The sequence below is a fragment of the Thalassospira lucentensis MCCC 1A00383 = DSM 14000 genome, from assembly GCF_000421265.1.
In the GTDB taxonomy this organism is placed as follows: Bacteria; Pseudomonadota; Alphaproteobacteria; order Rhodospirillales; family Thalassospiraceae; genus Thalassospira; species Thalassospira lucentensis.
In genome coordinates this window covers 71,763-92,851 of record NZ_ATWN01000005.1, presented here as the reverse complement: position 1 = coordinate 92,851, position 21,089 = coordinate 71,763, and the positions used below count along the sequence as shown (strand labels likewise).

General features: G+C 52.3%; 19 protein-coding genes. 8 read left to right on the top strand and 11 right to left on the bottom strand.

The features are described from left to right. Window positions 1–80: 80 nt before the first annotated feature. The 4 genes from K355_RS0111575 to motA form a co-directional block, all read right to left on the bottom strand. Entirely contained in the window at window positions 81–1,175 is a 1,095-nt protein-coding gene (locus K355_RS0111575) for a TRAP transporter substrate-binding protein (protein ID WP_022732305.1), read from the bottom strand. 151 nt (window positions 1,176–1,326) lie between these two features. After that, complete coding sequence (locus K355_RS0111570) at window positions 1,327–2,082, bottom strand: arginyltransferase (RefSeq protein ID WP_022732304.1); 756 nt, start codon at window positions 2,080–2,082, stop codon at window positions 1,327–1,329. A gap of 122 nt (window positions 2,083–2,204) precedes the next feature. Further along, the gene (locus tag K355_RS0111565) at window positions 2,205–3,158 is read right to left on the bottom strand and encodes a flagellar motor protein MotB (protein ID WP_022732303.1); all 954 of its coding nucleotides are present in this window, start codon (window positions 3,156–3,158) and stop codon (window positions 2,205–2,207) included. Window positions 3,159–3,202: 44 nt separating this feature from the next. Continuing rightward, window positions 3,203–4,057, bottom strand: a complete 855-nt coding sequence (motA, locus tag K355_RS0111560) for a flagellar motor stator protein MotA (RefSeq protein ID WP_022732302.1) — start codon at window positions 4,055–4,057, stop codon at window positions 3,203–3,205. A 252-nt stretch (window positions 4,058–4,309) separates the two neighbouring features. Here motA and K355_RS0111555 point away from each other — a divergent pair, with 252 nt between their 5' ends. Then, window positions 4,310–4,792 (top strand): flavin reductase family protein, encoded by a 483-nt coding sequence (locus tag K355_RS0111555; protein ID WP_022732301.1) that lies wholly within the window; start codon window positions 4,310–4,312, stop codon window positions 4,790–4,792. Window positions 4,793–4,874: 82 nt separating this feature from the next. On the opposite strand, the gene K355_RS0111550 is transcribed toward K355_RS0111555, so the two are convergent. Together K355_RS0111550 and K355_RS0111540 are read right to left on the bottom strand one after the other, a co-directional pair. After that, a complete protein-coding gene (locus tag K355_RS0111550) occupies window positions 4,875–6,095 on the bottom strand; it encodes a threonine ammonia-lyase (protein ID WP_022732300.1) in 1,221 nt (406 codons plus the stop codon). A 354-nt stretch (window positions 6,096–6,449) separates the two neighbouring features. Beyond that, window positions 6,450–7,937 carry an aldehyde dehydrogenase family protein gene (locus tag K355_RS0111540; protein WP_022732298.1) on the bottom strand — a complete coding sequence of 496 codons (1,488 nt, stop codon included), beginning with the start codon at window positions 7,935–7,937 and terminating at the stop codon, window positions 6,450–6,452. Between the two features lie 232 nt (window positions 7,938–8,169). On the opposite strand from K355_RS0111540, the gene K355_RS0111530 reads away from it, so the two are divergent. Together K355_RS0111530 and K355_RS0111525 are read left to right on the top strand one after the other, a co-directional pair. Beyond that, window positions 8,170–9,336, top strand: a complete 1,167-nt coding sequence (locus K355_RS0111530; protein ID WP_022732296.1) for a type III PLP-dependent enzyme — start codon at window positions 8,170–8,172, stop codon at window positions 9,334–9,336. A gap of 152 nt (window positions 9,337–9,488) precedes the next feature. Next, window positions 9,489–11,003 carry a malonate--CoA ligase gene (locus K355_RS0111525; protein WP_022732295.1) on the top strand — a complete coding sequence of 505 codons (1,515 nt, stop codon included), beginning with the start codon at window positions 9,489–9,491 and terminating at the stop codon, window positions 11,001–11,003. A 122-nt stretch (window positions 11,004–11,125) separates the two neighbouring features. Here K355_RS0111525 and K355_RS25370 read toward each other — a convergent pair whose 3' ends face one another. Beyond that, window positions 11,126–11,284, bottom strand: coding sequence for a DUF1127 domain-containing protein (locus K355_RS25370; protein ID WP_081649507.1), 159 nt, complete (start codon window positions 11,282–11,284; stop codon window positions 11,126–11,128). A 483-nt stretch (window positions 11,285–11,767) separates the two neighbouring features. Here K355_RS25370 and K355_RS0111515 point away from each other — a divergent pair, with 483 nt between their 5' ends. Further along, a complete protein-coding gene (locus tag K355_RS0111515; RefSeq protein WP_022732293.1) occupies window positions 11,768–12,730 on the top strand; it encodes an HAD-IIA family hydrolase in 963 nt (320 codons plus the stop codon). 97 nt (window positions 12,731–12,827) lie between these two features. Here K355_RS0111515 and hemB read toward each other — a convergent pair whose 3' ends face one another. The 4 genes from hemB to K355_RS0111495 form a co-directional block, all read right to left on the bottom strand. After that, window positions 12,828–13,829, bottom strand: coding sequence for a porphobilinogen synthase (gene hemB / locus K355_RS0111510; RefSeq protein ID WP_022732292.1), 1,002 nt, complete (start codon window positions 13,827–13,829; stop codon window positions 12,828–12,830). Between the two features lie 89 nt (window positions 13,830–13,918). Next, window positions 13,919–15,115, bottom strand: a complete 1,197-nt coding sequence (locus K355_RS0111505; RefSeq protein WP_022732291.1) for an MFS transporter — start codon at window positions 15,113–15,115, stop codon at window positions 13,919–13,921. Window positions 15,116–15,120: 5 nt separating this feature from the next. Beyond that, on the bottom strand, window positions 15,121–15,879 hold the full coding sequence (locus K355_RS0111500; protein ID WP_033368835.1) for a DeoR/GlpR family DNA-binding transcription regulator: 759 nt from the start codon (window positions 15,877–15,879) through the stop codon (window positions 15,121–15,123). 156 nt (window positions 15,880–16,035) lie between these two features. Continuing rightward, entirely contained in the window at window positions 16,036–17,322 is a 1,287-nt protein-coding gene (locus K355_RS0111495; RefSeq protein ID WP_022732289.1) for an O-acetylhomoserine aminocarboxypropyltransferase/cysteine synthase family protein, read from the bottom strand. Between the two features lie 226 nt (window positions 17,323–17,548). On the opposite strand from K355_RS0111495, the gene K355_RS0111490 reads away from it, so the two are divergent. From K355_RS0111490 to K355_RS25365, 4 genes are all read left to right on the top strand, one after another. Beyond that, window positions 17,549–18,688, top strand: coding sequence for an acyl-CoA dehydrogenase family protein (locus K355_RS0111490; protein WP_022732288.1), 1,140 nt, complete (start codon window positions 17,549–17,551; stop codon window positions 18,686–18,688). A gap of 3 nt (window positions 18,689–18,691) precedes the next feature. Next, window positions 18,692–19,786 carry an enoyl-CoA hydratase/isomerase family protein gene (locus K355_RS0111485; protein WP_022732287.1) on the top strand — a complete coding sequence of 365 codons (1,095 nt, stop codon included), beginning with the start codon at window positions 18,692–18,694 and terminating at the stop codon, window positions 19,784–19,786. 69 nt (window positions 19,787–19,855) lie between these two features. Continuing rightward, entirely contained in the window at window positions 19,856–20,746 is an 891-nt protein-coding gene (gene mmsB, locus K355_RS0111480) for a 3-hydroxyisobutyrate dehydrogenase (RefSeq protein ID WP_022732286.1), read from the top strand. A gap of 121 nt (window positions 20,747–20,867) precedes the next feature. After that, window positions 20,868–21,059, top strand: a complete 192-nt coding sequence (locus tag K355_RS25365) for a DUF6898 family protein (protein ID WP_081649506.1) — start codon at window positions 20,868–20,870, stop codon at window positions 21,057–21,059. Window positions 21,060–21,089 lie beyond the last annotated feature (30 nt).

Genomic DNA, 21,089 nt, shown 5'->3' with positions numbered 1-21,089 from the left:
ATCGAATGGTTTGTAAGAAGCGCACATGAAAAAAGGGCTGGCAAAATGCCAGCCCTTTGTCGTTTCCATAAGGCGGAGACTTAGTATTTGAACGGCAGGATACGTGCCTGTGCGAAGGACGATTCCGAGAATTTCGACCATGCGATCGACTGGGTCCGGAATTTAATCAGGCTTTCGAAGACTTCCTGCGACAGCGGATTGGATGAAACCAGATCACGCAGAACTTCGCCCGACAGTTTGCCAAGGCCCGTCAGAATGTCGTCAGAGAACGGACGTACATCGACATTGTGCTTGTTACGCAGGGTATCAAGCGCCTGATTGTTACGTGCGGTGAATTCCGACAGGACCATCTGGTTTACTGCCGTGTTGGCCTGCGAAACGATCGCCTTGAGATCATCTGGAAGCGCATTCCATGCATCCAGGTTGATGAAGTTATCAAGAACGGTCGCTGGCTCGTGCCAACCCGGGTAGTAGTAGTATTTCGCCGATTTATAGAGGCCAAAGGCCAAGTCGTTGTATGGACCAACCCATTCGGTCGCATCAATCGCGCCAGACTGCAGAGCTGGCGGAATCTCACCACCCGGAAGGTTCACAACGTTAGCGCCCGCTGCTTTGACGACTTCGCCACCAAGGCCCGGAATACGCATTTTCAGACCTTTATAGTCATCAATGGTATTCATTTCCTTGTTGAACCAGCCACCCATCTGGGTGCCAGTGTTGCCCGACGGGAAGAACTTACAGTTCAGTTCAGCATAGACCTTATCGGCCAATTCCTGACCACCGCCCCACTGGAACCATGCATTTTGTTCCTGTGCGTTCAGACCGAACGGCATTGCGGCGATATATTGGGTCGCGTCGACTTTGCCTTTCCAGTAGTAAGGCGCGCCATGGCCCATTTCGACGGTGCCATTCCCAACAGCATCAATGGCTTCGAATGCCGGAACGATTTCGCCAGCGCCGAAAACGGTGACTTTCAGTCGACCTTCAGATGCCTTGGTGATGTATTCAGCAAGAAGGTTTGCGCCGGTTCCCAGACCCGGGAAGTTTTTCGGCCAGGTCGTGATCAGACGCCATTCACGGACGTCCTGCGCAAGTGCCGGTTTGGCAAAAGTAGATGCAGCGGCAGCAGTTGCACCTGCTACTGCGGCGCCAGATAGAAATTGGCGACGTTTCATTTGTTACAGCCTCCCAAAGATGCAAGCTCATGATTTATATGTAAAAGCCAGTTAATTGGCTTTGTCAGGCAGCTTATATGCGTCTTTGGGTGCAGGCAACCGGGGATCGAGCTGTGTGATTGGACTTTAGTATAATGTGGAAAAACAAAGGTCAGGAACTGCCGTCGGGACGGGTTTGGTTTACGTCGTCTGACATGATTTCCCATCGACCATTTTTGAAGCCTTCGAGCGGCTGGAAACGCATTTTATAGGACATTTTACGACAATCAGAAATCCAGTACCCCAAATAAATATGAGGAAATTCAAACGCCTGCGCTTCTGCTATCAAGTCCAAAATGATGTAGGTCCCAAGACAGCGCTTATGCTCCTTGGGATCAAAAAAGCTATAAACCGCCGAAAGACCATCAGACAAATTGTCAACCAGTGCTACCGCAATCAGGCTGCCATCCGGACGCCGGTATTCAAAGATGGATGTGTCAATCGTGCTGTCTTCGACCATCGCGCGGTAATCACGCGCATCCATTCGTGCCATGTCACCATTGCCGTGGCGTGCATCCTGATAGGTGCTAAAAAGCTGAAATTGTTCTTGTGTGGCCGATGCGGGAACGATGCTGCGAACAATGTCGTCGTTCTTGGCTTGGATGCGGCGGAAGGAACGACCGGGTTTGAAGTCAGCACACGACACGCGAACCGGCACACAGGCGTTGCAATCGCTGCAGGCGGGAAGATACGCTATTGAATGACTGCGGCGGAACCCGGCACGTGACAGAAGATCATGAACACCATTGGCTTCTGGCCCACGCAATTCTGTCACCAGCTTGCGTTCAAAACGCCCGGGCAAATAGGGGCAGGGCATTGGGGCCGTCATGAAATAATGCTGGGTAAGTCGGCGCTGATTGACTGTCATTTAGCTTTTCTGTGTCCCGGTCACATTCAACCTTCTCTATTATATGAGATTAAGTGTTGTTTATGACAGTTTAAAGGGCTGAGACACAAAAGGACCGCGCAAACCCGGTTTGCGCGGCTGTTTTATGGCTGTGACGGGACGGAGAATGACGGACGTCGCACCGGCGCTGGTGATGTCCTTGGGTCAATATTTTCCCCCGACGTGCCCGTTGTTTCCCCACCTGTACCATTTTCCGGACCCCCCTCAAGTGCGGTGCGTTCACGGGTACCGCGCAGCAACGTAATGCTGATGCGTCGGTTGCGCTCGTTATCAGGGGCTTCGGGCATCAGCGGATCGGTATCGGCAAGACCGGCAACTTTGGCAAAGCGATCCGTGTTTAGACCAAGATCTTCAAGGGTTCTGCGTGTTGCAAGTGCGCGTTCAGAGGAAAGTTCCCAGTTTGAATAGCCGTCGGAGCGGTTAAACGGAACCGAGTCTGTATGTCCTTCAATTGCAACGTCTTGTGGCAGTTTTGCAATAATCTCAGCGACCTTTTGAAGAAGCTTTTTGGTATGTTCGGCCATCGAGGGGCTGCCGCTTGGGAACATCGCAGTGCCGTCTTCATCAAGCAGCTGGATGCGAAGGCCTTCATCGGTGTCTTCAATGCGGATATTCTTTTCGAGCCCTTGGAGCTCTTCGCTGCTTTCGATGGCTTTGCGAAGTTCTTCCTGAGCTTCATTGAATTCCTGTTCCTCCATTTGGGCCACGCGAATGGCTTCGCGTTCATCGGGCGATTGTTGTGGCGGAATATCCATACTGACCGTCGGCGACCCAAATTCAGACCGCAACGCACCTTCTTCGGCAAGACTGGTACCGCCTAGCAAGCCACCCGACCCAGAGTCGTTTTGCGAAATGGTTTCCGGGGTGAAATAGTTCGAGACCCCCTGAAGCTGTTCTTCGGTGGCGCTTGACAGCAGCCACAGCAACAGGAAAAACGCCATCATTGCCGTCACAAAGTCGGCATAAGCAACCTTCCATGCGCCGCCATGGTGGCCGTGTCCACCTTTCTTGATTTTCTTTATGACGATATCAGGCATGCGTCGTCTTTTTCCCTAAACCGGAACTTTACTATTCAAGAAGATCAAGCTGTTGGTGCATTTTGCAAGGCTTCATCAAGTTCCTTGAAGCTTGGTCTTAGGCCGTGCGGCAGGGATTTTCGCGCAAATTCAACCGAAACCTGGGGCGCATATCCCTGCATGTGTCCGATCAATGCAGCCTTGATGCAGGTGTAATATTTTGCATCCGTATCAACGGTGTTCTTGATGATGGAAGCCGTCGGGGCGACAAACCCGTATGCTCCGAGAATACCAAGGAATGTCCCAACCAGTGCTGCCGCGATCAGACCACCAAGAATTTCGGGGGGTTCTGTCACGGAACTCATGGTCACAATCACGCCCAGAACAGCCGCCACAATGCCAAGGGCAGGAAGCCCGTCGCCAACAGTCTGAACGGCATCGGAAACCGCGTGCTCTTCCTCGTGATGGGTTTCGAGTTCCTGATCAATGACAGCTTCCAGCTCATATGGATTGGTTGTGCCAAGGGTCAGCAGGCGAAGATAGTCACACATGAATTCCAGCGCGTGGTGGTCCTTCGTCAGAATCGGAAAATTGGAAAAAAGGCTGGAACTTTCGGGGTTCTCAACGTGGCTCTCAAGGGCGAGGTCGCCCTTAGATTTTGCAAGTCGAAAAATTGCGTAGAGGCAAGTTAGAAGCTCGACATAGGCGACCTTCTTCTTGGGGCCCTTCATGGCACGCAAGGTGTACGAGAACGACCGTTTGACAACGTCTAGCGGGTTGGCTGTCAAAAACGCACCAAATGCAGCCCCGAAAATAATCAGGACTTCAAGCGGTTGAACGAGAATGTCAAATGACCCGTGTGGTAAATAACCGCCCAGCACCGAGCCGAGTACTATGATATAACCGATTATCAGAAACACTATTTTTCCCCGTTACGCCGATATCGATACCGGATCAATTCACGATACATTTATCTGGCCCCTAGCTGTTTTTGCATCCAGATAAGACGCAAGCCCCATCTATATGGTCCTATTAACTTTTAATGTTATTAATATCGCGTTTAAATCTGCTGCGAGATAGGTTTGACAGCGCGAAGATTAATCGCCATTTTCCCTTTGCCCTGAGCAAGGGCCGTTAGATAATATGTTTAGTCAGTAAGAGCATTCTTCAATATGTCATTCTCTCCGCGCGATTTTCGTGACTGTCTGGGTCAGTTCGCAACAGGTGTTGCTGTTGTGACGACACGCGCACTGGATGGAACCAAAGCAGGTATCACCATCAACAGTTTTGCCTCCGTGTCGCTTGAACCGGCCTTGGTCCTGTTTTCTGTCGATTGCCGGGCGGCGACACATGACATGTTTGCAGGCGAATGCACCCGGTTTTGCATCAATATCCTGCGTCAGGAACAGCAAACTCTGTCTGATCTTTTTTCCTCACCCGGTCAGAATGATTGGGATGGTGTGACCTATCGCGATGATTGTCACGGTGTTCCGTGTCTTAGCGACAGCCTTGCAACATTTTCGTGTAAGCGCCACGCGATCCATGATGGTGGGGATCACAGCATCATTGTCGGGCAAGTTCAGGAAATTGACTTGGGTAAAACCGGGAATCCGCTTTTGTATTATGGCGGGCGTTACCGCGGACTTGATTGCTAACAGCACCAAACATCAAAGTTAGAAAAAACGGGCCGCAGCGAAATGCTTGCGGCCCGTTTTTTATTTCACGTAAAGCTATTGATCAATCAAGTGATGTGTTGCCAAGCAGTCTTCCGCCAAACCCAGCGTTAATCAGGCGTGCAATGACCTGTTCTGCATGTACGGTGTCGCGGACCTCAAGAACCATATCAACGTCGGTCTGTTTGGCCGGGACATCATAGAAATGACGCTGATGATAGACTTCAATGATGTTGGCTTCTTCTTCACCGATCAGGGTGCTGATGGTTGCCAATGCACCCGGGACATCAGGGATTTCAATGCGAACACGCACAAGGCGACCCTGACGGGCCATGCCGCGCATCAGGACCTGTGCCAGAAGTCGGGTGTCTATGTTGCCACCACTTATGATGAGACAGACCTTTTTGCCCTTAAACCGTTCGGGATGGTCGAGCAGGGCGGCAAGTGGTGCCGCCCCGGCACCTTCGACAACGCTTTTTTCGATTTCAATCAACATCTGGATGGCGCGCTCGATTGAGCTTTCCTCAACCAGAACCACGTCATCAAGTTTTTCCTTACAGATTTCAAGTGTTAGGCCACCGGGTTGCTTAACTGCAATGCCCTCGGCAATTGTCACGCCACCGCCAGTGAACTCCTGATCTGTCATGCCTTCAAGCATCGACGGATATAGCTTTGTTTCGACACCGATGATTTCGATGTCGGGTCGACGCGCCTTAATCGCTGTTGAAATACCCGACGCAAGGCCACCGCCGCCAATCGGAACGACAATGGTGTCGATGTCGGCATTTTCATTGAGAATCTCAAGTCCGACAGTGCCTTGTCCTGCGATGATATACGGATCATCAAACGGATGCACAAAAGTCAGTCCACGCTCTTGCTGAATTTTGCCCGCAGCCTCGAGGCTTTCGGCAAATACATTACCGATCAGGACAACTTCGGCGCCATGAGATCGCGTGTGATGTACTTTGGTAAACGGGGTATTTTTGGGCATCACGATGGTTGCCGGAATGCCAAGTCGTTTGGCGTTATAGGCCACACCCTGTGCGTGGTTGCCCGCCGATACGGCAATCACGCCTTTTTCGCGTTCTTGCGGTGTCAGGCTTGCCAGTTTGACATAGGCACCACGTTCTTTGAAGGACGCGGTGTATTGTTGGTTTTCAAGCTTAAGATAAACTTCTGCCTGACAAATATTTGAAAGCGTTAAGGACTTTACCAAAGGTGTTTTGGCAACAATGCCCTCTAAAAGTCCGGCTGCACGGACGATATCGTGATAGGAAACAGCCATAATTTTCATGCTCCTGCGGCCACCATCAAGCTTGATGTGGTGGCAATATTATCATGTAACGGGTGATAAACGGGTTTAAACCGGTCCTGTCATTCGCGAATGACAGGGATCACATTCGCAGGTCGGAAATCCCAATAATCATGGCCATCGCACCGGCACGAAGCGTCGGACGGGAATGCGATGCGGGGATGTCATTGTATAAAGACATTGCCATGTTCTTTCAGGTTTATGGACGTGTGTTCGAGCGCAGCTTTGCGGATTAGTTGCCTAAGGTCAAGGGCCGCAAAAGAAAAACCGGGTTGCAAAAGATGCAACCCGGCAAGGTCAAACGCCTGGCATAGGGTTGGTTTGGCGTTATTCCATGTTCAGAATGATGGTTTTCTTGTAGGTGAAATGTTCAAGCATGCTTTCAAGCGAGGCTTCCTTGCCCAGCCCGGAAAGCTTGATCCCGCCATATGACAGGTTGGGTTGAACAACAAGATTCTGGTTGACCTGAACAAATCCCGCTTCAAGGCGCTTGGTTGCCGTCAGAGCGGTTTTAAGGTCGGTTGTCCATACGGTTGCCGCCAATCCAAAATCACTATCGTTGGCAAGCTCAAGTGCCTCTTCAAAGGTTTTGAACTTGAACACGCATGCCACCGGGCCAAAGATTTCTTCGCGGGCGACGCGGGCGTTCGGATCAACGTTGGTGAAGACCACCGGGCGCACAAACGTACCATCGGCCAGCGCACTATCGGTTGGAAGGGCGCTTAGTTCATGCTTGGTCGCACCTTCCTTTTCGCCGATATCAATGTAGCTGCGGACCTTGTCGAACTGCTTGCGGTTGATGATGGTGCCGATGTCGGTTTCTTCGTCAAGCGGATCCCCCATCTTAAGGGCATTGACCTTGTCAATCAGCCTCTCAACAAACTCATCATGAAGTTTTTCATGAACAAGAATACGAGATGATGCCGTGCAGCTTTGCCCCTGACGGGTAAAGCGCATACCACCAACAGCACCGGCAATTGCCTTATCAAGGTCGGCATCGTCCATCACTATCATTGGTGATTTACCGCCGAGCTCAAGGGTGACCGGGATCAGTTTTTCAGCCGCAGCTTTGTAAACCGTGCGGCCGGTTTCGACAGAGCCGGTAAAGGATACTTTTTTGACGTCCTTATGTTCCACCAGTGGTCCACCGCAGGACGGGCCAAAGCCAGATAGGATGTTTAGAACGCCCTTGGGCAGGATTTCCTGCATGATCTGACAGACGCGCAAAGCTGCAAGCGGGGTGTCTTCGGCCGATTTTACAACAACTGCGTTGCCAGCAACCAGTGCCGGCGCGACTTTGATCGCCATCAAAAGAAGCGGCACGTTCCAAGGAATAATCGCACCAACAACGCCAACCGGCTCACGGGTGGTTAAGGTCATCATGTTCGGATTAAACGGGACGGTTTCGCCCTTAAGCTCGGAAGCCAACCCGCCGAAAAAGACAAACATATCGGCAAGAACAGACGCTTCAACCCGGCTTTCGGTGCGCAGAGCCTTGCCCGATTCAAGGGCAATCAAACGACCCAGTTCTTCGGTGTGCGACATCAGCACACGACCACATTCGGCAACCAGCTTTCCGCGTTCTCGGGCAGGGCGCTCCGCCCAGTCTTTCTGTGCCTTCTTTGCAACCCCAACGGCAATTGCCACGTCCTGGGCGTCCCCGTCTGCCGCCTGACCAATGACCTTGCCGGTTGCGGGGTTCAAGACATCAAAGTTTTTGCCGCTTTGGGATGCAACGAGTTCTCCATTGATCAGGTGGCGGCCAGAAAGTTCACGGGCAAGGCTGCTGGGATCAAGGATCGGGTCGATGGGCATTTCAGGCTCCCTGTATGTTGGCGTGCTGTGGCGCAGAAAAGCGTAAATCACACGATATTGGTTATTTGGTATTGGTTTACCAATTTATCGGCGGGCGTTTGGAATATCAAGATCAATTCGCCGGTTGGGGCATGACAGCGCCCAAAAGGGCTGCTACCCTTATGTTTATAAATGGCCAGCCCGGCGATAATGCGTGTCTGGGCGCCAGTTACCCGTGAACGATGGAGTTTACATGCCGCGTCATTTCGATACGACGTTCGATGTTGTTAAGGAACTTAAGCCGTCCTATCCGGTCTATTGTCTCAGGCCCAATATCCTTCGAGAAACAGCGCAGCGCTTTGTCGATATGTTCCCTGGTGACGTTCTTTATGCGGTGAAATGTAATCCGCATCCCGAAGTCATGCGCTATCTGCATGAAGGTGGGGTGCGTCATTTTGATACGGCCTCGCCAGATGAAATTGCATTGGTGCGCCGCCAGTTCCCCGGCATGAAGTCCTACTTCATGCACCCGGTTAAAAGCCGCGATGGCATTCGCAGTGCGCACCGGGTCTTTGGCATTGATCACTATGTGATTGATACTGAAGATGAACTTAAAAAAATCCGCGAAGAAACCGACGGCGACACCAATCTGAAAATTCATGTGCGTTTGGCGACCCCGCCGGCCGGTGCAATCTATAATCTATCTGCAAAGTTTGGTGCCCGCCCAATGGCTGCGGCCGAACTTCTTAAGCAGGTTGACGCACTGGGGTATGAGGCAGGGCTTTGCTTCCATGTTGGGTCGCAATGCACAACGGCAAACGGCTATCGCATTGCGATTGAGCTGATCCGCCAAGTTGTCGATTTCTCGGGCGTGAAGGTAAAACATATTGATGTGGGCGGCGGGTTCCCTGGCCAGTATATGAACCAGCGCGGTCCGGCACTTGAAGAAATCATGGATGAAATCAAGGACTGCATCCGGTGGCTTGATATGCCTGAAACGACCTTCATGTGCGAACCGGGCAGAGCCCTTGTTTCAAGCGGTGTTTCCTTGATTACTCAGGTGCAACTGCGCAAGGAAGATCAGCTTTTCATCAATGATGGTGTGTATGGCAGCCTGTCAGAAACCGTCACCGGTCAGTTACGCTATCCTGTGCGGCCCATGCGCCTTAAGGGCGAATTTGATCCTGAGGAAACGCTTGATTTCACCATCTATGGACCGACCTGCGACAATATGGATGTCCTGCCAGCAACCGTCAATTTGCCAGCAGATATTCGTGAAGGGGACTGGATCGAATTTGGTCATATTGGGGCCTATAGCAACGCACTTGCGACGAGTTTCAATGGGTTCCACCCGGAAGTCCAAGTCACCGTCGGCGAGGCTTTCCCGTTTGTTGACGGCGAGTTCCCGTACGTTGCGTAATCTTTCCGCCTAACGCATTTGGCATAAAACCAACCATTACGGTAAAATAGTACTTGTTTACCGATAATGGTTGGTTGCACTATGCTGCCCGCGAACATGACCGACAGCAGAAAGCTGCTGGTTCAATGATAATTCATCGGGGAAGCGTTACTGTGACCAACAGCCTTTTTATACGTATTCGGGACCGGTTCCCGGCTGATTTGTCGTCGGTTTTGATCGAAACACCAGATGGCAAGACTTATAGCTATGGCGATGCGGATAGGTATTCAGCCCGCATTGCGGGGCTTTTGATCTCACTGGGGGCCCAAAAGGGCGACCGGATCGCGGTTCAGGTCGATAAATCACCTGAAGCCCTGTTTTTGTATCTCGGATGTATTCGTGCCGGTCTTGTTTATCTGCCACTCAATACTGCTTATCAAGCCGGTGAGTTGGCGTATTTCATGGGCAATGCATCGCCGGTGATTTTTGTCTGTCAGCCGCATCGTGAAGCAGAAGTCAGCGCAATCGCCGCAGAACAGGGTGTTAAATCTGTTTTGACCCTCGGCACGGAAGCGGACGGGACGCTGGTCTCAGGCGGAGCAGAGCAGGGCGATGATTTCGCACCCGTTGCCTGTGCTGATGATGACCTTGCCGCAATCCTTTACACGTCGGGAACAACCGGCAAGCCCAAGGGCGCGATGATGACCCAGATGAACCTGTGGTCTAATGCGTCAACACTCGAAACGCTGTGGGGCTTTACCGGCGACGATGTTTTGCTGCACGCCTTGCCGATCTTTCATACCCATGGCCTGTTCATTGCCTGTCACTGCGTGATGTTGTCGGGCTCAAAGATGTTTTTCCTGCCGAAGTTTGACCGTGATCAGGTTCTGGCGCTTTTGCCGCGCAGTACGGTCATGATGGGGGTTCCGACCTTCTACGTCCGTTTGCTGTCCGAGGATGATTTCACTGCCGATGTTAGCGCTAACATGCGGTTGTTTATTTCCGGTTCCGCCCCGTTGCTGCCCGAGACCTTTACCGCGTTTGAACAGCGCACCGGCAAGGCCTTGCTTGAGCGCTATGGCATGACTGAAATGGGGATGGCGACGTCAAACCCGCTGGATGGTGAACGCATTGTGCATACAGTCGGACCGGCTTTGCCCGATGTGGATGTACGCGTTTGTGATGATAACGGTACGATATTGGCAACAGATGAAGTCGGGGTGCTTGAAGTGCGTGGTCCGAATGTATTTGCTGGTTATTGGCAGATGCCCGAAAAAACGGCCGAGGAATTTCGCGATGATGGCTTCTTTATCACCGGTGACATCGCCAAGATCGATGCCAAGGGATATGTCCATATCGTCGGTCGGGCAAAGGATCTGGTGATTTCGGGTGGATTTAACATCTATCCCAAAGAAATTGAAACGCTGATCGACAAGATGGACGGTGTTGTTGAAAGTGCCGTCATCGGTGTTGCGCATCCAGACTTTGGCGAGGCGGTCGTTACGGTGATTGTACGTAACAATGATGAATTGTCAGAAGACGATGTCATCGGTGCCATCAAATCACAGTTGGCCAATTTCAAAGTGCCAAAACGGGTATTTTTTGTGGGCGAACTGCCACGCAATGCGATGGGCAAGGTGCAGAAGAATATCCTGCGCGAAGAGCACAAGGCGCTATTTGCCAATTAGACGGCAGAACATTGATAGGCTCTGCGGGGTAGGTCATTCGTTTGGTCTATTGCAGCAGGCAGATAAAGAAAAACCCCGGCAAAACTGCCGGGGTTTTTTTCGTCAGACGTTTCAGTCGTTGATTAACGACCGAAAGCAACGCGGTGTGCTACATCGTCGATCATGTCGCGGTTCAGACCGATGTCGGCAAGTTCGCGCGGATCAAGTTTACGCAGCGCAACCTGGGTCTGGTACTGAACGCGAAGAGCGCGGAGGAAAGCAAAAATTTTAGTTACGATCATTTCATCACCTATTTCAAACCGGCCGATTTTTCGGCGCCTGTTCAGATAACCGGCATGTTCTCACCGAAGGTATTCCGCATGCGGAATAGTTAACTGGTTTGACGTGTCGGTTTGCTTACAATGTATCGAGTGATCATCTGCTTGATGGCGCATTCACCAGTCGATACGTCCTATTCATTTCGTGAGGGCAATCTACGCTCAACATTTGTGTAATTCCAATGCGTTTTTTGCATGGCAGTCGCTTGGAAAGTGCAAAAAGTCACCGAATTGCAATGAATTGGCTTTAATTCTGTCATGGAGCGATGCTTTTCGATGTTTTATTGCTATGCTTACAGCGCATGGCTAACGAAGTTGCTTAACGCGTAAGGGTTGTTTAGTCCCGAATGGCCTTGCATTAAAAAATTGGGATGTAAAAAGGTCGCTTAATCGGGTTGAATGGGCCCGCTATGCGTTCCGCACCCCATACGATCAGGAGAATCGAACATGAGCATCAATCGCCCCAGGCTCAATTTTGAGCAGGCAATCGAGGCCTATTTGCATTATGCGCCCCGTTTGCCGGAGGTGCGTGCCGATGCGGTGCCCCAAAAGACAGAATATGTTGAAAACCTTCTGTCGATTGCGGATCAGTTTGATTTGATCGTCTTTGATGCCTTTGGCGTGCTTAACAGCGGTCCAACAGCCATCCCAGGTGCAGTTGATACCATTGCGCATTTACAGGGCATGGGCAAAAGCATTGCTGTTGTTACCAATGACGCGTCAAGCTCGGCCGAGGCTATTTTGGCCCGCCACCGTAATCGCGGATTTGATTTTGATGCCAGCAGTCTGATCAGCAGCCAGCAATTTGTCGCCCCGATGATGAATAGCCATGGCGACATTACGTATTGGGGGGCAATGGCGCCAAAAGATTGGCCGTTCCATGTGCTGCCTGACACTGTTGAGCCGCTTGGCGAAGACCGCGCACTATATGATGCGGTCGGTGGTTTCCTTCTTATTGATTCTGAAAGCTGGTCTGACTCCCAGCAGAACCTGCTCGAGCAAAGCCTGCGTGACAATCCACGACCGATTTTGGTTGGTAACCCGGATATCTGCGCCCCGATGGGGGAATTCCTGTCGGTTGAGTCAGGTTATTTCGCGCATTTGGCGGCGGACGCCTGCGGTGTGATGCCGCAATGTGTTGGTAAACCGTATCATCACGTATTCGAAGAAGTTCTGCGGCGGCATCCGGATGTAAAACGCGACCGTGTGCTGATGGTTGGGGATACGGTTCATACCGATGTGCTGGGCGGGCTTTCTGTCGGGATTAAGACCCTTTTGGTGCATCAGGGTGGTTTCCTTGATGGGCAGGATATCGAAGGCGTATTTGCCCGTGCCGGTCTTCGCCCGCATTTCTGTGCCCGCGCGATTGGATTTGGCATCGGCGACAATATCAAAACCGAAGTCGCCTGATCGAAAATCAACCACATAGACCATACAACAAAGGGCCTCTGGTGAGGCCCTTTGTTTCGTTCAATAATCTTTTAAGTCAGCTAGTTACATTTTCAGATTAAAGCGCTTCGGCAACTTCGATTGCGCTGTAGGTCAGAATGCCCGATGCACCGGCACGTTTGAAACACGACAGTGTTTCAATTGCGCAGCCAAGATAATCCAGCCAGCCATTTGCCGCGGCCGCACGCAGCATGGCGTATTCCCCCGACACCTGATAGGCAAAGACCGGAACGCCAAATTCCTGACGGACCCGATAAAGCACATCAAGATAGGGCAAACCGGGTTTGACGATGACGGAGTCTGCACCTTCGTTCAAGTCGTAAGCCACTTCGCGCATGGCTTCGTCGGTGTTGGCGGGATCAAGCTGATAGGTTTTTTTGTCAGCCTTACCCAGCGCGCTTGCCGATCCGATGGCATCGCGGAACGGCCCATAGAACGATGACGCATATTTCGCAGCGTAGGCCATGATCTGCACGTTTTTAAGGTTCTCGCCCTCAAGTACGTCGCGAATGGCGCCGATGCGGCCATCCATCATGTCAGAGGGGGCGACAACATCACAACCTGCCTGCGCCTGAACCAGTGCCTGACGGACCAGTGCCTCGGTGGTTTCGTCATTGAGGATCTGACCATCGACCACAATGCCGTCCTGACCATCGGCATTGAACGGATCAAGGGCAACATCGGTGATCACGCCAAGGTTAGGGCAGGCGTCCTTGATCGCCTTGGTCGCGCGACAGACAACATTGTCAGGATTGTATGCTTCGCGTGCGTCCTTGGTTTTAAGGCTAACATCAATGTAGGGAAACAGGGCAAGGGCCGGAATGCCAAGGCTTTGCGCATGTTTGGCCGTTTCAACCAAAACATCAATTGATTGACGTTCGACACCGGGCATGGATGGAATTGGCATACGTTGATTGGTGCCATCCACAACAAACACCGGCAAAATCAGATCATGGGGTGTCAGCCGGGTTTCCGCGACCATTTTCCGTGACCAGTCGGACATGCGGTTGCGACGCTGGCGGTTGCGGGGGAATGCGCCATAGGTATGGGATTTGGCCATGATCTGTTCTCTGTTTTGTGGGCTGCTTTGTGGGGCGATGTCACCGGCAGGACCGGCTGGTCAATTTATGCGGCAGAATGCACGCCGGATCAACCATTGCCCGCAATTTGCAAACGCCGACGCATGGTTAGCAGATAAACAGGAATGATCAGAGACAGGAAACTGGCGGTGACGATAAAGGCATTTACAAGCCCGAATACTTCGCCAATTGCACCGATAACTGGCGGTCCGGCCATGATGGCTGAATACCCCGTGGCCGCAATAATTGAAACGACTGTGCCACCGCCTTTGCCCGTGGCTTTTGATGCAGCAGACAACAGCAATGGTAATATCACGGCAAGTCCCATCCCCGCGATGGCACATCCGATCCAGGCCACAATGAAATGTGGAGACAATGCGATGATGAATGTGCCCAGGGACGCCAAACATGAACTGGCCAGAAGAACCTGTGCTCGGCCAAATTTCATCACCAGCATGTCGCCTGACAATCGCGTTGCGGCCATGGCGCATGAATAGATCGCAAATCCAACCGCCGCCATAGTTGGGCCGGACGACAGTTCGCTGTTCATAAACACGGTTGCCCAGTCGGTAATCACGCCTTCGCCAAATTGCCCGATGAAGGCACAGACCCCAAATGGCAACAGAAACACAATGAGCGGGCGCCGTTTGAGGTTTTGGGTACTCGGGTTGGGTTGCTGTATGTCAGGTTGAGATGTTTGAGCATGGACGGCGGCATCAGGGACGAGGCCCGCCTGCATGATCACATGCGCGACAAGGAAAATAGACAGCACGGTTGGCAAGTGCGCTGCGATCGGGATGGGCAGGGCAAACCACGCGGCCGCGATCCCGGCACCAGCAAAGCCGCCGAGGCTCCAGAAGCCGTGAAGACCCGACATGATGCTACGGTCCCGAAGGCGTTCCACATTCAAGCCGTTGGCATTCATCGCGACATCCAGAAACGCGCCAGAAAAGCCCAAGGCAAACATCGCAATCGTGATGCTGAGATAGGACGGCATGAATGCAGGAAGCCCAACGGCAATGAAATAGAATAAACCGGAATAGCGCACGACACGTTCACTGCCGAAACGGTCAGCCAGCCGTCCGGCAATTGGCATTACGGCCAAAACACCGATGGCCGCCGCCAGCAAAATGCCGCCAAGATCATTGTGACCAAGATCAAGACGTTCCTGAACCAGCGGGATGTGGGGAACCCAGCTTGAAAACGCAGCCCCATGCAAAAAGAAAATGGCGCGGACCCTGTTATGGGCTTTGGTGTAATCGTGCATGTCGTTTACGCCTGAATAACGTTAAGGCCGCGATCAGAATAATTGGCGAGGTACCCCGCCGAAAGTTTCCGCCCGGTCACAAGGTATGAAATCGCGTCAATGTCACATACGCGGTAAGGAAGGCTTGTTTCGAGTTTATCGGCCGTTGTGACAGCAATGATTTCAGCAGACTGGTTAATCATGGCGGCCTTGGTCGCGCGTTCTTCGGCCGTGCTGGTCGAAAGACCGGCTTCGGGGTGAAGTGCGCAGGTCCCCAAAAGGGCGATATCGGCATTGTAGTTGCGAATTTCGTCAACCGTTGTCGGGCCGCTGACCACCATGTCGTCTTTCAACAGCACACCACCAATCATGATGATGTTGGCGTTGGGGTGCTTGGCCAGTTCAACCGCAACCATTGGGTTAACCGTAATGATCGTACCGCGGAACGATGGTCTTAGATGCCGGGCGACTTCGCAGATGGTCGTGCCGCTGTCAAAAAAGAAAACACCGTGATCGGGGATAAGGTCGTTTGCGGTTTTTTTGGCGATGGCCGCGCGTTCGGGCTGAAGTTCCTTCGCGCGTTCGTCATAGGTTGCTGTGGCAGTATTGGGGAGGATCGCTCCACCATGAATTCGGCGCAAGTGTCCTTCGTCTTCAAGTTGGCGCAAATCACGTCGGATCGTATCAAGAGATGCGTGAAACAAAGCGGCCAGATCATGGATATGGACGGTGCCATGGGCACGGACCAAAGTTTGTATTTCCTGTTGCCGGGTGGTGACGGACATGATCGTTTGCCTGTTGTGTAAGTTGCGCGTTTTGCATGTTTTGCCGACAATGCGCATTTACGGCGTTTGGGCAACGGGGTCAACAAAAAACCGGCCATGAAATGTCATGGCCGGTCTTGGTCTGAGGCGATTGCTTTATCGTAACCGCGCAGATTGTCAGGCTTTAGCAAGCGCCTGTGTCAGATCAGCAAGGATATCGTCAATATGCTCGATCCCAATGGAAAGGCGAACGTAGCCATCGGTCACACCCGATGAAAGACGGTCTTCTTCTGAAAGCTGACTGTGAGTCGTTGTCGCCGGATGAATGGCGAGTGAGCGTGTGTCACCGATGTTTGCAACATGATAAAAAAGTTCCAGCGCATTGATAAACTTTTCACCGGCTTCCTTGCCGCCCGAAAGTTCAAAGCCCATCAAGGATCCGTAACCGCCCTTAAGATAAGTGTCCGCACGTTTGCGGCTTTCGCCATCTTGCTGGCTGGGGTGAATGATTTTTGTGACCTTGGGGTGCTTGGACAGGAAGTCGGCAACCTTATTGGCGTTTTCGCAATGGCGTTCCATGCGAAGGGCCAAGGTTTCCATGCCCTGAATGGTCTGGAACGAATTGAATGGAGAGGCGGCGGCTCCAATGTCACGCAGCACGGTGCAGCGCAGTTTGATAGCATAGGCAACCGGGCCAATCGGTTTGACGGCCTGCGTCCAGACAGCCCCGTGATAACTGGGGTCGGGTTCGTTCAGAAGCGGGAAACGGGTTGCATGTTTTTCCCAGTCAAATTTACCGGAATCAACCACGATCCCGCCAACCGATGTGCCATGGCCAGCAATGAATTTGGTTGTTGAATACATCACAATACTCGCACCATGCTCAATCGGCTTACAGATCACAGGCGCCGCAGTATTATCGACGATCAACGGAATGCCGAGCTCATCGCCGATATTGGCGACATCACGGATCGGGAAAACGTGCAATTTCGGATTAGGCAGGGTTTCGGCGTAATAGGCACGTGTCTTGTCATCGGTTAGACGGCGGAAGCTTTCAGGGTCGGACGGATCGGCAAAGCGGACCTCGATCCCCATCTGTTTAAAGGTATTGGCAAACAGGTTCCATGTGCCGCCATAAAGGTCGGTGGAACTGACAATATTGTCGCCAGCCTGGGCAATATTCAAAATCGAAAAGGTTGATGCAGCCTGACCGGACGCCAGTGCCACGGCTGCGACACCACCGTCAAGGGCGGCAACGCGTTGTTCAAGCACATCATTGGTCGGGTTCATCAGGCGGGTATAGATATTGCCCAACTCTTTGAGCGCAAAAAGGTCAGCTGCGTGTTGTGTGTCACGGAACTGATAACTGGTGGTTTGATAAAGCGGTACGGCAACAGAACCGGTTGTCGGTTCGGCGCGGTATCCAGCATGGAGGACAATGGTTTCCGGTTTCATGGACGTCATGATGTCGTTTTCCCTGATTTATGATTTTTCTCTGAGGCAAAAGGTACGCGCACCGATAGGGCGTCAGCAAGAAACATTTGGTGATTTCGACAAATGTTTTGCACGTCGTTGGTGAGGCTGTGATGTATTGTGATAATTCGGTACTGTTATACCGAATGAATTGACAAACAGGCCGTTTCACGTTTACGTAAAGGGAAAATAGAAGAACATCAGAGGCGGCGATCCAATGGAATTCAACCTGACAGACGATCAGCAGGCTTTTGCTGATGCTGCCCGCGATTTTGCCCAGAACGAAATGGCGCCAAATGCGGGTGAGTGGGACGCAAAACATATCTTCCCCGAAGAAACCCTACGCAAGGCGGCTGAGCTTGGCTTTGCCGCGATTTATACCCGTGATGAATATGGCGGGTCGGGCCTTGGGCGACATGACGCGGTTGTGATTTTTGAGGAACTGGCAGCGGCATGTCCGTCGACTGCGGCCTATATTTCCATTCACAATATGGCCTGCTGGATGATTGACAGCTTTGGGACGGATGCACAACGTGCCCGGTTCTTGCCAAAGCTTGTCACCATGGAGCATTTTGCAAGCTATTGCCTGACCGAACCCGGTGCCGGGTCTGATGCGGGTGCCCTTCGGACCAGTGCGGTACGCGACGGCGATCATTATATCCTAAATGGTGAAAAGGCGTTTATTTCCGGTGGATCGCGTAGCGATATCTATGTTGTCATGGCGCGTACCGGGGATGATGGTCCGGGCGGGATTTCGACCTTTATTGTCCCAAAGGACGCCGTGGGCCTGTCCTTTGGGAAGCTTGAAGAAAAGATGGGCTGGAACAGTCAGCCGACTTCGGCTGTTATTTTTAGCAATTGCAAGGTTCCAGCCGAAAACCGCCTTGGTGCCGAAGGCGAGGGATTTAAGTTTGCCATGAAGGGGCTGGATGGCGGGCGCCTTAACATTGCTGCCTGCTCAATCGGTGGGGCGCGTGCCGCGATGGACCATGCGCGTGACCATATGAAAGTCAGAAAGCAATTTGGCCGTAGCCTTGATCAGTTTCAGGCGTTGCAGTTCAAGTTCGCCGATATGGTAACCGAACTCGAAGCCGCCCGCTTGATGCTGCATAAAGCCGCCTGGAAACTCGACCTTAAGGCCGATGACGCGACACAGTTTTGCGCCATGGCCAAACGGTTTGCGACCGATATCGGATTTCAGGTCTGTAACGAGGCCCTGCAACTGCATGGCGGATACGGCTATATTCGCGAATATCCGATTGAACGGTTGCTGCGCGATTTGCGGGTGCATCAAATTCTGGAAGGCACGAACGAAATCATGCGCCTGATCATATCGCGTGCCGCCCTAAAGGATTGAGAAATGACCAGCGAAAAAAACAACGATCAGAGCCAGCTGTCTGAAGCCCCCGTCTTGTTCAAAAAAGACGGACCGGTTGGTCATATCCTGTTGAACCGTCCGCGCGCGCTGAATGCGCTTGATCTCGATATGGTGGACATGATGGCTGCCCAACTGAAATCGTGGGAAAATGATCCTGCGGTCAAGGTTGTTGTTGTCGAGGGTGCAGGCGAGAAGGCATTTTGTGCTGGTGGCGATATTCGCGGTCTTTATGATGCGCGCGCTGTCGATGATGAAGATATGCTCGATGCGTTCTATCGCCGTGAATATCATTTGAACCATGCCATCGCCAATTACCCAAAACCCTATGTCGCGATGATGGATGGCATCACGATGGGGGGCGGTGTCGGTGTTTCCATTCACGGTCGGTTCCGCGTTGTGACGGAACGCACCATGTTTGCAATGCCTGAAACCGGCATTGGCTTTTTCCCGGATGTTGGTGGTGGGTATTTCCTGTCGCGATGCCCCGGAGAAATCGGGATGTACCTTGGTTTGACCGGGGCGCGCCTTAAGGCGGCGGACTGTCTTTATGCAGGTCTTGCGACCCACGGTGTTCATGCCGATCAGGTCGCGGCAGTGAAAGCTGCGTTGGTGCAGGCCGATTACGGTTCGGATGCTTTTGCCGCAGTCACAGAGATTCTGACCGGTTTTCATGCCGACATGGGCGCTGCCAGCCTTGTTGCGCAGCGTGATACGATTGATCAGACATTTTCTGCTGACAGTGTTGCGGCAATTTTTGATGCGTTGGGGCGTGAGGACACGGCGTTCAACACAGATTGTCTTAAGACATTAAGTGGCAAGTCGCCAACAGCACTGTGCGTCAGTTTCGATCAAATCCGCCAAGGGCAGGATATGACGCTAGGCGAAGTGCTGAATATGGAATTTCGCCTGTCACAGCGTATGGTCCGCAAGCCCGATTTGTTTGAAGGGGTGCGTGCCGTGATTATTGACAAGGATTATGCGCCGAAATGGCAGCATGGTGATGTTGGGCAGGTTGATCCGCGTGAAGTGGCCGAATATTTCGCACCGTTGCCAACGGATCGGGAACTGAACCTTTAAGTCACAGCGATCTGTGGCGAATGTGATGAAAACAAAGTCCCGCAAACGGGACGTCAGAGGAGACTTCAAATGGCGAATATCGGTTTTATCGGCTTAGGTAATATGGGCGGGCCAATGGCGGAAAACCTGCTTAAGGCCGGTCATGCGCTGAAGGTATTTGATCTGTCTGCAGATGCGGTGGCCAAGGCAGTTGAAGCCGGTGCCACCAAGGCAGATACAGTTGCCCAGGCTGTTAGCAATGTGAACTTTGTTGTCACGGTTCTTCCGGCGGGAAAACATGTTTTGTCGGTTTATGATGGACCGGATGGCGTGGTTGCCAATGCGGCACCCGGAACGATCCTGATTGATAGCTCGACGATTGAAGTGGATGCCGCGCGCAAGGCCGCAGACTTGGCAAAGGCCAAGGGGTTTGGCGCTGTTGATGCACCGATATCTGGCGGTACGGCCGGGGCGGCTGCTGGGACGTTGACGTTCATGGTTGGTGGTAGCGAAGCTGATTTCGCCAGTGCCGAGCCAATCCTTGATGCGATGGGCAGCAATATCATCCACGCGGGTGACAGTGGGGCCGGGCAGGCAGCCAAGATCTGTAATAACATGGTTCTTGGCGTGAATATGATTGCTGTGTCCGAGGCATTTATGTTGGCCAAGCGTCTTGGTCTTGATGCGCAGAAGCTGTTTGATGTTTCATCAAAGGCGTCAGGTCAGTGCTGGGCCTTGACCAGCTATTGCCCAGTGCCGGGGCCGGTACCAACGTCACCAGCAAACCGGGACTATCAACCGGGCTTTGCGGTGGACATGATGCTTAAAGATTTGAAGCTGGCCCAGCAAGCATCGGCGGCATCGGGGGCGACCACCCCGATGGGGGCGTTGGCCGAAAGCCTTTATGCGCTTTATTCCAATGGCGGAAATGGCGGTATGGATTTCTCGGCGATTGTCAAAATGCTTGATGGTGAGAAGTAACGCATCATCTTGACGAGTTGTTACGACGGGTCCGGTTCGTTTTCGTTATAACTATTGCGTTGTCTGAAAATGCGCGCAAAATAGGACGGCATTTTATCCCGAGTAAGGTTTTACGTTCGACATGAGCACGCGCCCAACCACGACCCGAGAGATTTATTTCGAACTGCGTCAGGTCGGAACCTATTTGCGGTGCACAGCGATTGACGGACAGACGGGAACAGAAGTGACTGTGGCAGGGCCGGTCAGCCGGAATCCGGAACAGTTGAAGCGGGTTGCTGCACGAAAGCTTGAATACGTTCTCAACAAGGGATAATGTATACAATATAAAGAGCGGGTGGCGGTG

What these genes read in the sequence shown, in the direction of transcription:
- K355_RS0111555 (WP_022732301.1), top strand. Translation starts at nt 4,310, where the DNA reads ATGTCATTCTCTCCGCGCGATTTTCGTGACTGTCTGGGTCAGTTCGCA.
- K355_RS0111575 (WP_022732305.1), bottom strand. Translation starts at nt 1,175, where the DNA reads ATGAAACGTCGCCAATTTCTATCTGGCGCCGCAGTAGCAGGTGCAACT.
- K355_RS0111565 (WP_022732303.1), bottom strand. Translation starts at nt 3,158, where the DNA reads ATGCCTGATATCGTCATAAAGAAAATCAAGAAAGGTGGACACGGCCAC.
- hemB (WP_022732292.1), bottom strand. Translation starts at nt 13,829, where the DNA reads ATGGCCAAATCCCATACCTATGGCGCATTCCCCCGCAACCGCCAGCGT.
- K355_RS0111490 (WP_022732288.1), top strand. Translation starts at nt 17,549, where the DNA reads ATGGAATTCAACCTGACAGACGATCAGCAGGCTTTTGCTGATGCTGCC.
- K355_RS0111550 (WP_022732300.1), bottom strand. Translation starts at nt 6,095, where the DNA reads ATGGCTGTTTCCTATCACGATATCGTCCGTGCAGCCGGACTTTTAGAG.
- K355_RS25365 (WP_081649506.1), top strand. Translation starts at nt 20,868, where the DNA reads ATGAGCACGCGCCCAACCACGACCCGAGAGATTTATTTCGAACTGCGT.
- K355_RS0111495 (WP_022732289.1), bottom strand. Translation starts at nt 17,322, where the DNA reads ATGACGTCCATGAAACCGGAAACCATTGTCCTCCATGCTGGATACCGC.
- K355_RS0111485 (WP_022732287.1), top strand. Translation starts at nt 18,692, where the DNA reads ATGACCAGCGAAAAAAACAACGATCAGAGCCAGCTGTCTGAAGCCCCC.
- K355_RS0111570 (WP_022732304.1), bottom strand. Translation starts at nt 2,082, where the DNA reads ATGACAGTCAATCAGCGCCGACTTACCCAGCATTATTTCATGACGGCC.
- K355_RS0111515 (WP_022732293.1), top strand. Translation starts at nt 11,768, where the DNA reads ATGAGCATCAATCGCCCCAGGCTCAATTTTGAGCAGGCAATCGAGGCC.
- K355_RS0111540 (WP_022732298.1), bottom strand. Translation starts at nt 7,937, where the DNA reads ATGCCCATCGACCCGATCCTTGATCCCAGCAGCCTTGCCCGTGAACTT.
- K355_RS0111500 (WP_033368835.1), bottom strand. Translation starts at nt 15,879, where the DNA reads ATGTCCGTCACCACCCGGCAACAGGAAATACAAACTTTGGTCCGTGCC.
- K355_RS25370 (WP_081649507.1), bottom strand. Translation starts at nt 11,284, where the DNA reads ATGATCGTAACTAAAATTTTTGCTTTCCTCCGCGCTCTTCGCGTTCAG.
- K355_RS0111530 (WP_022732296.1), top strand. Translation starts at nt 8,170, where the DNA reads ATGCCGCGTCATTTCGATACGACGTTCGATGTTGTTAAGGAACTTAAG.
- mmsB (WP_022732286.1), top strand. Translation starts at nt 19,856, where the DNA reads ATGGCGAATATCGGTTTTATCGGCTTAGGTAATATGGGCGGGCCAATG.
- K355_RS0111505 (WP_022732291.1), bottom strand. Translation starts at nt 15,115, where the DNA reads ATGCACGATTACACCAAAGCCCATAACAGGGTCCGCGCCATTTTCTTT.